Here is a 15773-nt window from a genome sequence, read left to right on the forward strand (position 1 = left end):
TCTCCTGAACCTCTATGTATAGCCGATACTGCTCAATCACGGAACAGGGCTAAGGCAGATCGGTGCGGTGTTGCTGCAATCCAGCGCCGTCAAATGTGATGGTCTGTCCAACCGGCTTCCCGCTGCTCGGGTTCAGCCGATCGACACATAGTCGTTGCGTTTATTTCGAATATTCGATATACACTCGGCACCCCGCGGAGAGAAACTATGACATTGCCAGCGAGCGCCTTGCCTTTCGGCAACAGGCTTCCATCGGCTGACGATAGGCAGATTGCCAATCAGCTGCGTCGTATTCTGGCAGCCCAGAAGGCAGGTGAGGCAACGCTGCGCGTGCCTGATCCCGAAACAAAAAGGCCGCTGGAGATCACTCTGACGCCGGCCGTGTCTGATCTGTTCCTGGAGCTGTTGCGTCACATCGGCAGTGGTGACGCTGTCACCCTCGTGCCGATTCAGCAAATGCTGACGACGCAGCAGGCCGCTGACCTGCTCAACGTATCGCGCCCCTATCTGATCAAGCTTATCGAAAGGGGAGATATCCCACACAGCACTGTGGGACGCCACCGCCGCCTCAAGGCCGAGGATGTGTTCGCCTACAAGATAGCTCGTGACAAGGCGCGCTCTGACGCGCTGGATGAATTGGTCGCAAACGACGCGGACCTTTACTGATCGCTGACAAGGATGTTCGCCAACCGCTATACTGCGCTGGTTGACGCATGCTCGCTTGTGAGCGCGCCACGCCGTGATCTGCTTCTGAGCCTCGCGGAAGCCGAGTTCTTCAGGGTGCGCTGGTCCGCGCGCATCCTCGATGAAACAATGGCAGCACTTCAGAAAATTCTCGCAGAACGGGGCTTGGGCGACCCGAGCGTTATAGCTGGCCGCATCATTGGCGCGATGCAGAGCGCTTTTCCCGAGGCATTGGTGAACCCCGATGGGGAGCCTTTGAATCTGACCTTACCATTGCCAGATCCGAATGATGAGCATGTGATCAAAGCCGCCGTACAAACCCAGGCTCAAGCGATAGTCACCGAGAACATTCGAGACTTTCCGTCCGACATTCTAGCGCCCATGGGCATCGAGGCACGGACTGCCGATGATTTCATCGCCGACACCATCGAGCTTGATGAAGGCAGAGCCGTGGCCGCAATCAGAAATTTGCGCCTGCGGATGCAACGTCCCGAAATGTCGGCCGAATCTTACCTTAGGTCACTAGAGGCCCACGGGCTTCTCGTAACGGCATCCGTCCTTAGCCCCCACATCGACTCGATCTGACGCGCGAACCTCACGTAACTGCAGAGGCTTGCTCGCGGATGGTCGACACCTCAGGCGATTTGCATGGCCAATGCCTGAAGATCACTGTGGTCAGCGTGGGTGTAGACCCGATCCTGTGTCTCGGCGGTCATGGCCAGAAATGCATCGACCTGGTGGCTGTGCATCCCCATGTTCCGTAGCTCCGTGACCCTCGTGTGGCGAAGCGTGTGCGGGGTAACATCCTTGAAGCCGCATCGCTCCACCGTTGCACGAAAGCCCTTCACCACCGAATTGACGCGTCGCGTGTGATCGAGCTTCTGGTGGAACACGAACTCGGGAACCGTCTCGTAGGCCATGTATCGCTGCAGCAGATAGGCTCGCAGTGGCGGCGCCATCGGCGTTACCGCGCGTGGCTTGTGGTCGACGATCAGTTCACCGCGATCGGGCAGACGGTAGTCAATTACGTTCCGGTCGAAATCGATGTTCGACCAACGCAGGTCCATGATCGCACCGCTGCGCGCGCCGGTGTAGTAGGCGATCATCAGAAACAGCTGAAGTGGCTCCGCAGCGCGATATTCCTTGGCTGCCTCGGCGAACAGCTGATCGAACTCGTGCCGCTTCAGCCAGCGCTTCCGCGGTGCTCCATCGCGTGGAAGCTTCGGGAACACGATGGCGTGCACCTTGTGGTTGACCGCCGCCGCCTTGACGGCAGCCCTGAGGTCGCTCAGTTCACGGCGGATTGTCGCGCGCGATCGACCGGGCTTCTTATCGCTCCGGACGTTTGCTTTTTCGTAGTCCAGCACGGCGTCAGGCGTAATCGCGTCGAGACACGCATCCTTCCAGAACTCGAGAATGTGCTGCATCGACGACAGGAACCTGTCTCCACGATCAGTCTTTGAAAGCCGCGCGTGATGGGCATCGAGAACGTCTGCGATCTTGACCCGATAGGGTGGCAAAGCCCGACTGCTCTTCGATAGACGCCGATCCCTCAGGAATTCCTCGAGGACCTCCTGCGCTTCTTCGCTGTCTCGAGTGTTTGTTGATACGTCCTTCTGCTGACCTGTGGCGGGGTCGATGTAGCGGACGTAGAAATTGGGCTTACCGCTTCTGCGGACGAGTCTGGGGCCGATGGATTGTCTTGGCACGGCGGCACCTCGAAGGTCATACAAAATTCGTCAATAGCATCCGATGGCAACAAGATCAGGCCACCTGCGCGAACGTGACGCAGCATGCGCGCCTTTATCATGCGACGAATTCGGCCTTCTGGCCATCCTGACTGCTGCGCCAGTTCTTTGGGGCTCAGCATGCTTTTGCCTGTCGGCGGCATTCTGGTCGTAGACATGATGCAGATCCAACCTCTGTCATCGAAGCGTGGGTGTTGGATCTAGTGTATTGCGACGAAAGACGAGCTGGAAGCTTTGGCTAAACCCAGTGCTGAATTTTGGCGTCTTTTTGCGCTCCCTGCGGTCTTTTGGCGCTCAGATGCCGCTTCGCCGCGCTGCGTGGTCATGAATCCAGACCCGGGTGGGCATGAATTCCGACCCAGGTGGGTATAAATTCCGACCCGGGTGGGTCTGAATCCAGACCCAGGTGGGAATGAATTCATACCCACCTATCAGCGAATCGGCTGCCTCTCTACGCAAGTGGCCGTTGACGCTAGCTCGCCAGCCCAACCAATCGAATGGCCGCTCACATATTTCTATGGAATGCACTTCCATTGACATTTTCTGATTTTTGGCTAGAACTGAAATCCATGAAAGCGATCGACCTTCAGGCGTGCGCCAGCATATTCAGCGGTTCCGCCGTTGTGCGGGGGGCAAGCGACTCGCGCGCCGTGATGGTGGGCGACCTTGATGGCGGCGGCGTTCTTCCCCGGCTGCTCACAAAGGTGGGCGCCCCTCCCTCTGGAAGCTCGGGGACCTTGCGTGCATGTGACATCGTGATCTCATTGCGCGGCAATGCCAACAACGCCGCGGTCATTGAGCCTAGCGATCTTGATGGCCCGCCATTGTTCGCCACCCTTGATCTGGCCGTCATCAGGCTCGCCGATCCTGAAAGCGTCAGCCCGCACTACATCGCCACCTACCTGAATCTGCCGGCAACGCAGGCAATCCTTGCCGATAGCCGGGAAGGGTCGGCCGCTAAGCGCCTGCCGCTGGGGCCGTTGAAAAGCCTTCAGGTTCCCATTCCCGACTGGCAGCGTCAGTTGGCGATTGTTTCCCTCGCACGCGAAGCAGCCGAAGAACGGCGTCTGGCCGATCAGCTTGCCCGCCTTCGCTCCACGCTCATCAATCATCGTCTGGCCGAGGCCGCCGCCCTGCCCATGAAGGAAGCCACCCTATGACCCCCGTCAAGCAGTCCGACGTCAACAAGGCCGCATGGGATGCCTGCGACACCTTCCGTGGCACCATCGATGCCGCCAACTACAAGGACTACATCCTTGTCTTCCTGTTCTGGAAGTACCTGAGCGACATCTGGGCCGACGAGCGCAAGCAGGCTGCCGAGCAGTATGACGGTGACGAAACGCGGATCGCCCGGCGCCTTTCGCGCTTCCGCTTCCAGCTTCCCGATGGCACCAGCTTCCATGACCTTTATCCGCAGCGGAACGCCGAGAATATCGGCGAGCTGGTCAACATCGCCTTGGAAGCGATCGAGGATGCGAACCTTGCGAAGCTGGAAAGCGTGCTGACCGCAGTCGATTTCAACAGCCGCAACAATCTTGGTGAAACAGCCGATCGCAACCGGCGAGTGAAAGACCTGTTCGACACCTTCCACAAGCCGGCGCTCGATTTCTCGCCCTCGCGCTTCTCGGGCAAGGACACCGCCGAAGACGTGATCGGCGAGACCTACATCTATCTGATTTCCCGCTTCGCCAGTGATGCGGGCAAGAAGGCGGGCGAGTTCTTCACCCCGCGCAAGGTGTCCGAGCTGCTGGTCAAGCTGGCGGATCCGCAGCCGGGCAACCGCATCTGCGATCCGGCCTGTGGTTCTTCCACGCTGCTGATCCGCGCTGCCGAATATGTGGCGGAGAAGGAAGGAAAGCACCACGCCAGCGAAGCGAATGTCGCGCTGTTCGGGCAGGAGGCAACCAACCAGACCTCGGCACTCGCCCGGATGAACATGTTCCTTCATGGGCTGGACAGCGCGCGCATCGAATGGGGCGACACGCTGACCAACCCCAAGTTCCTGACCGAAGACGCGCTGATGCGGTTTGATCGGGTGATCGCCAATCCGCCCTTCAGCCTCAAGAAGTGGGGCAGCGAGACGGCGAAGAACGACCGCTTCCACCGCTACCATCGCGGCCTGCCGCCACAGTCGCGCGGGGACTATGCCTTCGTCAGCCACATGATCGAAAGCGCGCGGCCGCGTGAGGGCAAGGTTGCGCTGATCGCGCCGCATGGGGTGCTGTTCCGGGGCGCGGCCGAAGGTGTGATCCGGCAGAAGCTGATCGAGGAGAACCTGCTCGATGCAGTGATCGGCCTGCCCGCGCAGCTGTTCCCCTCCACCGGCATCCCCGTGTGCATCGTGATCTTCGACCGTTCGCGGGAAAAGGGCGGCGCGCGCGCTGGCGTGGACGATGTGATGTTCATCGATGCGAGCCGCGATTTCACCCCCGGCAAGAAGCAAAACGAGCTGGAGGAAGGCCACATCGCAAAAATCGTCGCCACCTATCAGGCGCGCGAGAATGTGGAGCGTTATGCCGCCCTCATCGAGCGCGCCCAGATCCGGGAGAATGGCTACAACCTCAACATCCCCCGCTACGTCGACACCTTCGAGGCCGAAGCCGAAATCGACATTGCTGCCGTTCAGGCTGAGATCGTGGCGCTGGAAAAGCAGCTGGCCGACACGCGCAAGCGCATGGACGGCTTCCTGAAGGAACTGGGGGTCTCGCTCTGATGGCCAGTGACCTGATCCAGTACCAGACCGAGGATGGCGTTACCGTTATTCGTCTGCAGGCGCGCGATGGGACCGCGTGGCTTAGTCAGGCGGACATGGCCGAACTGTTCCAGACGACGGTCTCCAACATCAACAAGCATATCAAGGGCATATTGGCCGATGGAGAGCTCGACGAGTCAACCATTGAGGATTACTCAATAGTTCGATCAGAAGGGCAGCGGCAGGTGGAGCGCACGGTCGCGCACTATAACCTGCCCATGATCCTCGCCGTCGGTTTCCGCGTCCGCTCCCCGCGCGGGATGCAGTTCCGGCGCTGGGCAGCCGAGGCGCTCAGCCAGTATCTGGTCAAGGGCTTCGTCATGGACGACGAGCGCCTGAAGGACCCCGATACCGACTATTTCGAGGAACTGCTCGCTCGCATCCGCGACATCCGCAGTTCGGAAAAGCGGTTCTACCAGAAGGTGCTCGAGATCTACGCGACCAGCGTGGACTATGATCCACGGGCCGAAAGCTCGACCCGGTTCTTCAAGACGGTGCAGAACAAGATGCACTATGCCGCGCACGGGCAGACGGCGGCCGAGGTGATCTACACCCATGCCAATGCCAGCAAGGACCATATGGGCCTGACGCATTGGGACGGCCAGAAGCAGGGCAAGCCGCCGCGCAAGGCTGATGCGATGATCGCCAAAAACTATCTCAGCGAAGAGCAGATCGAGCCGCTCAACCGCGTCACCACGGCCTATCTCGAATTTGCTGAATTGCAGGCACAGGGGCGGCGCCCGATGCACATGGCGGACTGGATCGCCAAGCTGGACGAGTTCCTGAAGCTGGCGGATCGCGACATTCTGACCGGCGCAGGGGGGATCAGCCATGCCGCTGCCATGGCCAAGGTGGAGGCGGAATACCCCATCTGGAACCAGCGCCGCATCAATGCCCCCAGCGCGGTCGAGCAGCATTTCCAGGAGGCGACGCACGCGGCCAAGCGGATCGCGGCTGAGAAGAAGAAGCCGAAGCGCAAGGGGAAGGACGATGTCTGATCCCCAGACCAAAAAGCTCTCCCACTACTTCACGCACAGTAAGCGGAAGGGCAAGCCGGGGCTGCCGCTCGCGTCGGTCACCATGCACAATGGCTTGGTGCCGCGCGCCGATTTGGAGCGAGACAAGGAGCGCAAGACGAAGACCAGCCTTGCAGCCGATGACCACTCGCTCGTCGAGCCCGGCGACATTGCCTATAACATGATGCGAATGTGGCAGGGGGCATTTGGCTTGGCCAGCGCACCGGTCAACGTCAGCCCAGCATATGTTGTGATGCGCGCGAAGCCTACCCTCGAACCCCGATTTGCAGCGCAATGGCTGAAATCAGATCGCGCACTCTACCTGCTGTGGGCCTATTCCTACGGCCTGACGGATGACCGCTTGCGGCTATATCCGAAGGAGTTCCTCCGAATTCCCGTCGTATGGCCTGATGTAGCCGAGCAGAGAAGGATTGCGGTTGCCCTAGAGTCCTGGGACGATGCTATTGCCTTATGCGAAAGGCTAGTCGAGACGAAACAAGCGTCCAAAGCTGCATTGGCAGAAACCCTACTTATGCCAGCGCTCGCGACAACACCCATGGAAGGATGGCGGACTTACCGATTGGGGCAGCTCTTCACAGAGCGCAACGAGACAGCCCCGAATGCAGAGTTGCTTTCGATCACAAGTAGCAGAGGGGTTGTACGGCGGGACGACCTTGATCGAAAGGACTCCTCCTCACCCGACAAGACAAAATACAAAAAGATCATGGTTGGTGACATTGGCTATAACACCATGCGAATGTGGCAGGGAGTTTCTGCGCTTTCTTCGCTTGAAGGTATCGTGAGTCCAGCCTACACAGTAATTAGACCGAATTCTGAAATATCGGGAGAATTTTCGGCTCAACTCTTTAAGCTCCCAGCAATGATCCATCGGTTCTGGAGCTATTCACAAGGGCTGGTAGACGATACATTATCGCTAAAGTTCACGCATTTCCGTCAAATTAGAATTTCCATCCCGGACCTCTCCACACAGGATCGCATTTCGTGCATCCTGAAGGGCTTGGACAACGAAATTGCGGAGCAACGTGCACTCGCCTCACTACTCCGCTCCCAAAAGCGCGGGCTGATGCAAAAGATCTTCACGGGTGACTCGTCTGCACCTGGACGCATCGACGCGCTGCTGTCTGGAGACAGCGAGGCGACAGCATGACCGATTTTGGAGCCTTCGTGGAAGAGCTGCGCGCGGCGGCCATTCCCTATGCCAGCTTCGATGATCGCAAGGCGTTCCGCGCGCGCCATGCGACACTGCTGGCGCAGATGCTGGTCTGTCTCGATGAAGTCGGCGTGATCGGGGCCAATCCGATGCACGTCGATCCACCTGCCAACTGTGACCTGTGCTCTGCCGAACTATCGCAGCAGGTGGTGTTCGTGGACGGAGAGACGCGCCTTAACGTGCATTCGATCTTGGACCCGGACGGCGCGAGCCGCCAAATGGGGTCTTGGGCAAACATGTGCTTCGCATGCTTTTCGAGGGACGGTGTGGCGATTGGCTGGGGCTCCGGCCAGCTTTATGTCCAGCGTCACCCCGGCGAATGGCAGTGCATAGCTGGCGGTGATCCCCGCGCGCAGGGCGTGGACGAGTGACCGGCCCCCGCTTCGCGACCTCCGAAATGGGCGGTGTGCAGCTTGCCGCAGTGATGACGCTCGCGCGCAATGGCTGGCGCTACATGCCCCGCGCCGAGGTCGATGCCGAACGGCGTGGGCGGCTTGATGGCATCGTTCTGGAGGATGTGCTGGCCGAACGCATTCTGGCGCTCAACACAGTGCGCCAGCGCGGTCGCAGCCATCCCGTAACCGAATCTGCGGCGCGCGAGGCGGTGGACCGTCTGAAGGGTCTTGCCGCCAACCTCTCCGAAGGCCTGCTCACCGCCAATGGCAGGGCGAGCGACATGCTGCGGCTCGGCACCTCGGTCGATATGACGATCGAGGGGGAGACCAAGGGGCGGCAGCTGCGCTTCATCGATTGGGACAACCCCGCCAAAAACCGCTTCCACATGACCTGCGAATTCGCGGTGCGGCGTGAACGGCGGGACGATACCCGGCGGCCCGATATCGTGCTGTTCGTGAACGGCGTGCCGCTGGTCGTGATCGAGGTGAAGAAGAGCGCCGTCGCCACTGCCGAGGGCGTCAGCCAGATGATCCGCAACCAGAACCCGGACGGCGAAATCCCCCGGCTGTTCGTGCCGGCGCAGCTGCTGATCGCGGCCAATGACAGCGCCCCGCGCTATGCCACGACCGGCACCCCCGCCCCCTTCTGGGCACACTGGCGCGAGGAAGGCTTTGGCGAGGCCGAGCTGCACACGCGCGTCAACCGCGGGCTCGACCCGGAAGAGGCGGCGCGGATCTGGACCGATTTCAGCCCGTTCCGCCGCGCCCATGACCGTCTGATGGATGCAGGCAGCGGCGGGCGTCTGCCCACCGAACTCGACCGCACGCTGATCGGCCTCTGCACGCCCGAGCGCCTAGTCAAGATCGTGCGCGGGTTTACCCTTTTCGACAATGGCGTGAAGAAGGTCGCCCGCTACCAGCAGTTCTTCGGCGTGGAACGCACGCTGGAGCGCGTGGCGCAGGTCGATACTGCGGGCAAGCGCGCCGGCGGTGTCATCTGGCACACGCAGGGGTCCGGCAAGTCGCTCACCATGGTTATGCTGGCGGGCGCGATCGAGCGGGCCTATCCCCGCGCGCGGCTGATCCTGGTGACCGACCGCGTCGATCTCGACGACCAGCTGACCGGCACCTTCCGCGACACCGGCAAATCGCCCGAACAGGCCGCGACCGGCAAGGAGCTGATCCGTCTGCTCCGGGAAAAGCGCGCGGTTGTCACGACACTGATCCACAAGTTCCGCTCGGGCCTTGCCGCTGCCGGTCAGTTCGTGGACGATGATCAGGACGTCTTCGTGCTGGTCGATGAAAGCCATCGCAGTCAGGCCGTGACCGACATCGACAGCCTGCACGCCCAGATGCGCAAGGTGTTGCCGCGCGCCTCCTATATCGGCTTTACCGGCACGCCCCTGCTCAAGTCGGAGAAGAGCACCTTCGACCGCTTCGGCGGGCTGATCCACGACTATAAGATTGATCGCGCCGTTGAGGACAAGGCCGTGGTCAGGCTGCTTTACGAGGGTCGCCATGTCGACATGACGGTGCAGCAAGCCCCGCTCGACAAGTGGTTCGACCGCGTGACGCGGGAGCTTTCGTCCGACCAGTGCGCCGATCTCAAGAAGCGCATGGCCCGGGCGCAGGTGGTGCAGGGGGTCAAACCCTGGCTTCAGGAAGTGGCTTGGGACGTCGCCAACGATTTTGACCGCAACCTGCGTGGCACGCCATACAAGGCGCAGCTGGTCGCACCGTTCAAGCGGGAAGCGGTGCTGCTCAAGAAGCTGCTCGATGAAACCGGTCTCGTGACCAGCGCGGTCATTATCTCCGAAGAGGACGACCGGCAGGGCCACGAGGCTGTCGGTGCCGAGGATGAGGACGATGTCGTCAAGGCTTACCTCAAGCAGGTGACGGCGTTGCAGCCGCTCAAGACCTTTGAGAAGGACACAATCCGGGCGTTCATCGCCGGCACGGGCGTTGATGTGCTGATCGTGGTCGACAAGCTGCTCACCGGCTTCGACGCGCCGCGCAACCAGACGCTCTATCTCGCCAAGGAACTGCGCGAACATAAGCTGTTGCAGGCCATTGCCCGGGTGAACCGGCTGTTCTCGTCAAGCGAAGAAGACGAAATGGGCCGCCCGCTGCACGAAAAGGAACATGGGCGGATCGTCGATTATGTCGGGAGCCTCGGAAACCTCGATCAGGCGCTGACCAGCTATCGCGAGTTCGCGGGCTATGACGAAAGTGACGTCGCGCAGGCCATGCTGTCGCTCCATGATGAGGCACAGCTCCTGCCAGACCGGCATGCTGCGATGCTCGACATGTTCAAGGGCATTGGCAACGTGTTCGACATGGAAGCCTATCAGCTTCACCTGCGGGAGGAACTGACCCGCAGGCGCTTCTATGAAAGGCTGAGCGCGTTCGCCCGCACGTTGCAGACTGCGTTCTCATGCCAGCAATGGATCGAGGAGACCGAAGAGCGGGTCATTGCCAACTACAAGGCGGACCTCAAGCGCTTCGAGGAGTTGCGCCGGGCGGTCCGCCTTCGGTACGGCGACGCTGACGAGGATTACGACTATCGCCGCTATCAGGCGGCCATCCGCGCGCTGCTCGACAAGCATATCGATGCCAGCGAGCTGATGTCCGTGGTTCCCCCCGTCGATATCTTCGACGATCAGAGCTTCCGGCAGGTGGTGGAAGGACAGAGCGGAAGCCCGGCCTCCGTGGCCGACACCATTCTTTCCGCAGCAACCCGCACCATCAACGAGCGAATGGAGGAAGACCCCGCGCTCTATGCGCGCTTCTCGCGGATGGTTCAGGAAATCATCGACGCTTTTCGTGAGGGGCGCCTGAGCGAAGCCGAATATCTCAATCAGGCGCAGGAAGTGCGTGCCACAGTCGTGCGCGAGTCTCAGGGGCAGGGTGGCGGTGACCTGCCCGAAGCTGTGCGCGGCACTCCGTTGACCAGCGCGCTGTACCGGCAGGCGGCGGAGTCCATGCGTGAAATCTCGGGCGCTCAAACCGAAGAAATTGCATCGCTCATCGCTCTCGAGTTCGCGAACATCATTGGTCGACACGCCCGTGTGGGCTGGACGAACGATGCAGACATCGAAAAGCTGATGCGGCAGGACATGGATGATTTCCTGATCGATGAGATCAAGAACAAGCGCGGTCAGTACGGCCTCGATTTCGATCTGATCGATGAGATGCTCGATCAGGCCATTGCCCGCGCCAGAAAGCTCGCGGCCCAATGACCGAGGTAGCCGGGCGGTTGGAAATTGGCGCGGAAGCGTTCGACTACACGCTCCGCAGATCTGCGCGAAAGACCCTGGGAATCTCTGTAAAGCCGGACGGCAGCGTCGTTGTCACTGCTCCTGAAGCTGCCGACGCAAGCCAGATCGAGGCCATTCTGCGCAAGCGAGCCTCATGGATCCTCGACAAGGTCGATGAGTCTTTCTTGCGCACGCCGCCCTTGCCCCCACGTCGATACATCCCGGGCGAAACCCACTATTTTCTTGGTCGCCAATACCGATTGCGGGTTGATCCAGAGGCGCGAGGCACCCGCCGCGAGGACGATCGGATTATTGTGGGCGGCGTAGCTTCAGACGAACCGAGCAGGATCCGAAATCGCTTGGTGCGGTGGTATGAGGCTCAGGGTTATCACATATTTTCTGAACGATTATCGGCTTGCGTTCAGCCATTTGGCTCGAGCTTCAAGCGCCCCAAGCTGAAAATCGTTGAAATGGAGCGCCGTTGGGGAAGCTATGTTCCAGCGTCGCATAGCCTCGTGCTCAACCACGTTCTGGTGCAGGTGCCGGTGCCACTGATCGACTATGTGATTACCCATGAGCTTTGCCATCTCCCACACCCAAATCACGGGCCGGAGTTTGCCCAACTGCTAGGGAAGCTGATGCCCGATCATGCGCGACGCAAGGCCAAGCTGGAACAGGTATTCACGTAGCTCGCGCCAGACGTCGACGCGAGTAATTCGCGATCATCCAACCACCACTCGCAGTCCTCGCCGCAGCCGGGGCATTGTTGTGTTCGATTGGCAATTTTCGAGACCCGCAGCCGCTTGGGCCAGCACGCCGCATAGTCCGCCGGATCGATCCACCTGTTCACATGTCCACATGTGCAGTTGTGAACAATGACGACTCCCTCCTGCGCTGCCTCGCTGGCGAGCATCGATGATCGACGGAAATCCAGCCAGGCAGTCAGTTCATCGACGCCCATGATCCGGCCAATATCAGGGCTGGTGTTCGCCAGCTCGTACCCGTCTCGCATGAGCCGCTGTCCCCACCGCAATTCCGCCATCAGGCTTTGGCTTCGCGTCCGTGCCATCTCCAGAATTGCGAGCCGGGGCAATCGACCGATGGAAAACAACCCAGCAATATGCCGATGGACCATTTGGGAATCAGGGTTGAGTTTCTGCGATTTTCGGAAATGCCGGCGCAGTCGACGCTCGATTTCGCAGCTCTGCCCGACATAGAACGGGATGCCGTCGAACGGACCCTCCGCAAACTGCAGGCCGGGCTCACCAGGATCGAGAAGGGCATATACGACGTAAGGCGCGCCCTCCGCTTCGTACCGCGCCTGACGCTGCAGGGCCTTGAGGCGCTTGTCGATATCGATGGGATAGAGGGGCATGTCGATCTCCTTTGCTGAGTTCGACACACCCCTCCCTCTTCACTTTCTTTGGGTCTCGGCGTCTAGGACCTGAAATCCGCCCGGACTATCCTGCCCCAGAAGCAGGTCGATAACATCCGTTGCGGCGCGCACCTGTGAAGCGGATCAAGCCCATTGCGCTGAGCGCCGCGATATCCCGTCGTGCGGTTTTCGCACTGACCTTCCAGTGGCCACAAATGTCCGCCGCGCGGCACCGATGACCCGCTGCGACTCGGCCGAGAAACCAGCGCTGCCGCTCGTTCAGTGCTTCGGTTATTGGGTCATTTATAGGGTCAGTTTTAGGGTCATTTATACGGTCATTCTGGCGACGATCCTGCCGTGGCGGCTGCGTATCGGACGTTTTTGATGGTCGGCGAGCAGCTTTTTGGTCCACTCCGTGCCGATCATCGCCCGCCCCCTGGGAGCTTTCGATGAGCCCGATCACGAATGCTCTGATCACTGGTGAGCTGACGACCAGGCGTAGAAAGAACACAGTATCGGGACCATGTTGACCGGAGAGCCAGTGCTTGTCCGCAGCGTCTATGCAGCCTTTGTCCATGACGGGCTAAGCGAGCGCGAAATCGCCGATGACCTCAACAGCCGAGGCATCGTCACCGATTTAGGCCGGCCGTGGACGCGCGGTACAGTCCATCAGCTCCTCATCAACGGCAAGTACGTCGGCGACAATGTGTGGAACCGGCAGTCGTTCAAGCTGAAAAAGAAGCGGGTCCGCAACGACCCCGAAATGTGGATTCGCAGCCTTGGTGCCTTCGAGGCGATCGTCGAACGCGACCTGTTCGATGCTGCACAGGCGCTCATCGGCGCGCGGTCCTTCAGGCTGTCAGATGCCGAAATGATCGACGCGCTGCGCACGGTTTATGAAAGCAAGGGCTTGCTCTCGGGGATCATCATCGACGAATGTGAGGGCCTGCCCTCCAGCAGCGCCTATTCGTCGCGGTTTGGCAGCTTGCTGCGGGCCTACAGCTTGGTCGGCTATTCGCCGGATCGCGACTATCGCTACCTCGCCGTCAATCGTGCACTACGCCGGCTACACCCGGACATTCTTCGCGAGGTCCTCGAAGGCCTGAAGGCCCAGGGCAGTGAAGCATGGCAGGATCTGGAGACCGACCGGGTCATCGTGAACGATGAGTTCAGCCTGTCTGTCGTCATCGTCCGCTGCACGCCCACGCCAACGGGCCTGCTGCGCTGGAAGATCCGCTTCGACACCTCCAAGATGCCGGATATCACGCTTGTGGTCCGCATGGACGCCAGCAACCGGCAGCCGTTCGACTACTATCTCTTCCCGAGGCTTGATGTCGCCGCCGAACGGGTGCGGCTCGCCGAGGACAACGACCTGCTGCTCGATGCATACCGCTTCGACGCCCTCGATTTCTTCTACGAGATCGCCGCGCCCGTCAGAGTCGCGGAGGCTGCCTGATGACCGTTACCCGTCCCCAGACCATCGAGATGATCCCGATTTCGCGGATCACCGTGCTCAACCCTCGGGCGCGCAACAAGCGTCAGCACCGCGAGATCGTCAATAATATCGAGACCATCGGCCTCAAGCGTCCGATCACGGTCAGCAAGCATGATGGTCCCGGCGGCACTCGCTACGATTTGGTCTGCGGCGAAGGGCGGCTCGAAGCTTTCCAGATGCTTGGTCAGACCGAGATACCGGCGGTCGTGATTGAAGCCAGCGAGAGCGAATGCCTCGTCATGAGCCTAGTGGAGAACATTGCCCGCCGGGTGCAGCGCCCGATCGACGTGATGAATGAGATCGGTGCCCTGAGGAAACGCGGTTACACAGAAGCCGAGATCTCCCGCAAAATCGGCATCACCAGTTCGTGGGTCAGCATGATCGTGACCCTGCTCGAGCGCGGAGAGGAAAGGCTGCTGTCAGCGGTCGAGACTGGGCTGATCCCCATCAGCCTTGCCATGGAAATCTCGCGCGCCGAAAGCGAAGAGGCGCAAAACCTACTTCTTGATGCCTATGAGACCGGCAAGCTGCGCGGCAAGAAGCTGGCATCGGTTCGCAGGCTTCTTGATCTCCGCATGCGCGGACGCAGCAAGTCTATGACGTCAGGAAAGTTTGGAAGGAAAGGTACTAATCGCAAGCTGACGGCCGGCGACCTGATGCAGGTCTATCAGCGCGAGGCGGAAAAGCAGCGTCTGCTCGTGAAGAAATCTGATTTCACGCAGACCCGCCTTCTGTTCATCGTCGAGGCAATCAAGGATTTGCTCACGGACGACGGGTTTCTGACCCTGCTGAGGGCGGAAGGGCTCGAAACGATGCCTCGGGCGCTGGCCATGCGGATCGCGGGAGAAATCGATGACTGAGTGGCCATCGGCAGAACGGCTGCCCGCAGATCCCGGCGCCGACAATCGTGTCCGGCTAGGCTTCGAGCGCCAGTCTGTGACATTGCGCATCGATCAGATCGTGCCCCTGAAATCATTGCGGGAGGGCGTGCGGGAGAGCCGCAAATATGCCCAGATCGTGAGTTCGATCAAAGCCATCGGGTTGGTCGAAGCCCCTGCCGTCGTCCCCAATCCGAAGAATAAAGAGCAGTACTTCTTGCTCGATGGCCATTTGCGCATCGAGGTGCTCAAGCAGCTCGGTGTCGAAACGGTCGAATGCCTCGTCGCCAATGATGACGAGACCTACACCTATAACAAGCGCGTCAATCGCCTGCCCCCGGTGCAGGAGCACCGCATGATCGTTCGGGCCATTGAGCGCGGTGTCACCGAGGCTGTGATCGCCGACGCGCTCGGCCTGGAGGTGGGATCGATCCGCGCGCGTTTCCGCCTGCTCGATGGCATCTGCGACGAGACGGCTGACATGCTCAAGGACACCAATTGTTCAATGCGGGTGTTCGACATGCTGCGCCGCATGTCGCCTATGCGCCAGATTGAGGCTGCCGACCTGATGATCGGCCAGAACAATTATTCGCTGATCTTCGCACGCGCGCTCCTCGCAGCAACGCCGGAAGATCAGCTGACAGCGCCAGCGAAAAAGGCGCGCAAGAACGATCTGGTCGGTCCGACCAGTCAGCAGATTTCCCGGATGGAGCGTGAGCTTGCCACTCTCCAGACACAGGTGAAATCGGTAGAAGACAGCTACGGCATCGACAATCTCCACCTGACCTTCGCGCGTGGATACGTCACGAAACTGCTCAGCAACGCCCGGGTGGTTCGCTGGCTTTCGAACCATCGGCAGGAATATCTTTCCGAGTTTCAGCGCATTGCGGAGATCGAGACGATCGGGTCAATGACTGCGCCTTCACCGCAGGAATGAGATGA

General features: G+C 60.2%; 15 protein-coding genes. 12 read left to right on the forward strand and 3 right to left on the reverse strand.

The features are described 5' to 3' along the window. Nucleotides 1-207: 207 nt before the first annotated feature. On the forward strand, nucleotides 208-666 hold the full coding sequence (locus tag AC2A1F_RS09010) for a helix-turn-helix domain-containing protein (RefSeq protein ID WP_484208429.1): 459 nt from the start codon (nucleotides 208-210) through the stop codon (nucleotides 664-666). A gap of 12 nt (nucleotides 667-678) precedes the next feature. Then, nucleotides 679-1269: a PIN domain-containing protein gene (locus AC2A1F_RS09015; protein ID WP_484208430.1), complete on the forward strand. Its 591-nt coding sequence runs from the start codon at nucleotides 679-681 to the stop codon at nucleotides 1267-1269. Nucleotides 1270-1319: 50 nt separating this feature from the next. Here AC2A1F_RS09015 and AC2A1F_RS09020 read toward each other — a convergent pair whose 3' ends face one another. Next, nucleotides 1320-2393, reverse strand: a complete 1074-nt coding sequence (locus AC2A1F_RS09020; RefSeq protein ID WP_484208431.1) for a tyrosine-type recombinase/integrase — start codon at nucleotides 2391-2393, stop codon at nucleotides 1320-1322. A gap of 608 nt (nucleotides 2394-3001) precedes the next feature. Here AC2A1F_RS09020 and AC2A1F_RS09025 point away from each other — a divergent pair. From AC2A1F_RS09025 to AC2A1F_RS09055, 7 genes are read left to right on the forward strand one after another with little or no spacing between them, the layout of a single operon-like run. After that, entirely contained in the window at nucleotides 3002-3592 is a 591-nt protein-coding gene (locus tag AC2A1F_RS09025; RefSeq protein WP_484208432.1) for a restriction endonuclease subunit S domain-containing protein, read from the forward strand. Further along, nucleotides 3589-5145, forward strand: a complete 1557-nt coding sequence (locus AC2A1F_RS09030; RefSeq protein WP_484208433.1) for a type I restriction-modification system subunit M — start codon at nucleotides 3589-3591, stop codon at nucleotides 5143-5145. The genes AC2A1F_RS09025 and AC2A1F_RS09030 overlap by 4 nt, the downstream gene beginning before the upstream one ends. Continuing rightward, nucleotides 5145-6182 (forward strand): virulence RhuM family protein, encoded by a 1038-nt coding sequence (locus tag AC2A1F_RS09035; protein WP_484208434.1) that lies wholly within the window; start codon nucleotides 5145-5147, stop codon nucleotides 6180-6182. Before AC2A1F_RS09030 ends, AC2A1F_RS09035 begins: the two co-directional genes overlap by 1 nt. Further along, nucleotides 6175-7368: a restriction endonuclease subunit S gene (locus tag AC2A1F_RS09040; RefSeq protein ID WP_484208435.1), complete on the forward strand. Its 1194-nt coding sequence runs from the start codon at nucleotides 6175-6177 to the stop codon at nucleotides 7366-7368. Before AC2A1F_RS09035 ends, AC2A1F_RS09040 begins: the two co-directional genes overlap by 8 nt. Next, entirely contained in the window at nucleotides 7365-7802 is a 438-nt protein-coding gene (locus tag AC2A1F_RS09045) for a hypothetical protein (protein ID WP_484208436.1), read from the forward strand. The genes AC2A1F_RS09040 and AC2A1F_RS09045 overlap by 4 nt, the downstream gene beginning before the upstream one ends. Beyond that, entirely contained in the window at nucleotides 7799-11065 is a 3267-nt protein-coding gene (locus AC2A1F_RS09050; protein ID WP_484208437.1) for a type I restriction endonuclease subunit R, read from the forward strand. The genes AC2A1F_RS09045 and AC2A1F_RS09050 overlap by 4 nt, the downstream gene beginning before the upstream one ends. Then, nucleotides 11062-11772 (forward strand): M48 family metallopeptidase, encoded by a 711-nt coding sequence (locus AC2A1F_RS09055; protein WP_484208438.1) that lies wholly within the window; start codon nucleotides 11062-11064, stop codon nucleotides 11770-11772. The genes AC2A1F_RS09050 and AC2A1F_RS09055 overlap by 4 nt, the downstream gene beginning before the upstream one ends. On the opposite strand, the gene AC2A1F_RS09060 is transcribed toward AC2A1F_RS09055, so the two are convergent. Then, complete coding sequence (locus tag AC2A1F_RS09060; protein WP_484208439.1) at nucleotides 11730-12458, reverse strand: GIY-YIG nuclease family protein; 729 nt, start codon at nucleotides 12456-12458, stop codon at nucleotides 11730-11732. The two genes, AC2A1F_RS09055 and AC2A1F_RS09060, sit on opposite strands and share 43 nt — an antisense overlap. A gap of 85 nt (nucleotides 12459-12543) precedes the next feature. Beyond that, nucleotides 12544-13035, reverse strand: a complete 492-nt coding sequence (locus tag AC2A1F_RS09065) for a DeoR family transcriptional regulator (protein ID WP_484208440.1) — start codon at nucleotides 13033-13035, stop codon at nucleotides 12544-12546. Here AC2A1F_RS09065 and AC2A1F_RS09070 point away from each other — a divergent pair. Genes AC2A1F_RS09070 through AC2A1F_RS09080 form a run of 3 tightly spaced genes read left to right on the forward strand, consistent with a single transcriptional unit; the run spans nucleotide 13000 to nucleotide 15768 of the window. Then, the gene (locus AC2A1F_RS09070; RefSeq protein WP_484208441.1) at nucleotides 13000-13914 is read left to right on the forward strand and encodes a recombinase family protein; all 915 of its coding nucleotides are present in this window, start codon (nucleotides 13000-13002) and stop codon (nucleotides 13912-13914) included. The genes AC2A1F_RS09065 and AC2A1F_RS09070 overlap by 36 nt on opposite strands. Then, nucleotides 13914-14813: a plasmid partitioning protein RepB C-terminal domain-containing protein gene (locus AC2A1F_RS09075; protein WP_484208442.1), complete on the forward strand. Its 900-nt coding sequence runs from the start codon at nucleotides 13914-13916 to the stop codon at nucleotides 14811-14813. Before AC2A1F_RS09070 ends, AC2A1F_RS09075 begins: the two co-directional genes overlap by 1 nt. Beyond that, the gene (locus tag AC2A1F_RS09080) at nucleotides 14806-15768 is read left to right on the forward strand and encodes a plasmid partitioning protein RepB C-terminal domain-containing protein (protein ID WP_484208443.1); all 963 of its coding nucleotides are present in this window, start codon (nucleotides 14806-14808) and stop codon (nucleotides 15766-15768) included. The genes AC2A1F_RS09075 and AC2A1F_RS09080 overlap by 8 nt, the downstream gene beginning before the upstream one ends. The last annotated feature ends 5 nt before the right edge of the window (nucleotides 15769-15773 follow it).

The organism is Novosphingobium sp. HNCC26BN242 (genome assembly GCF_057180525.1).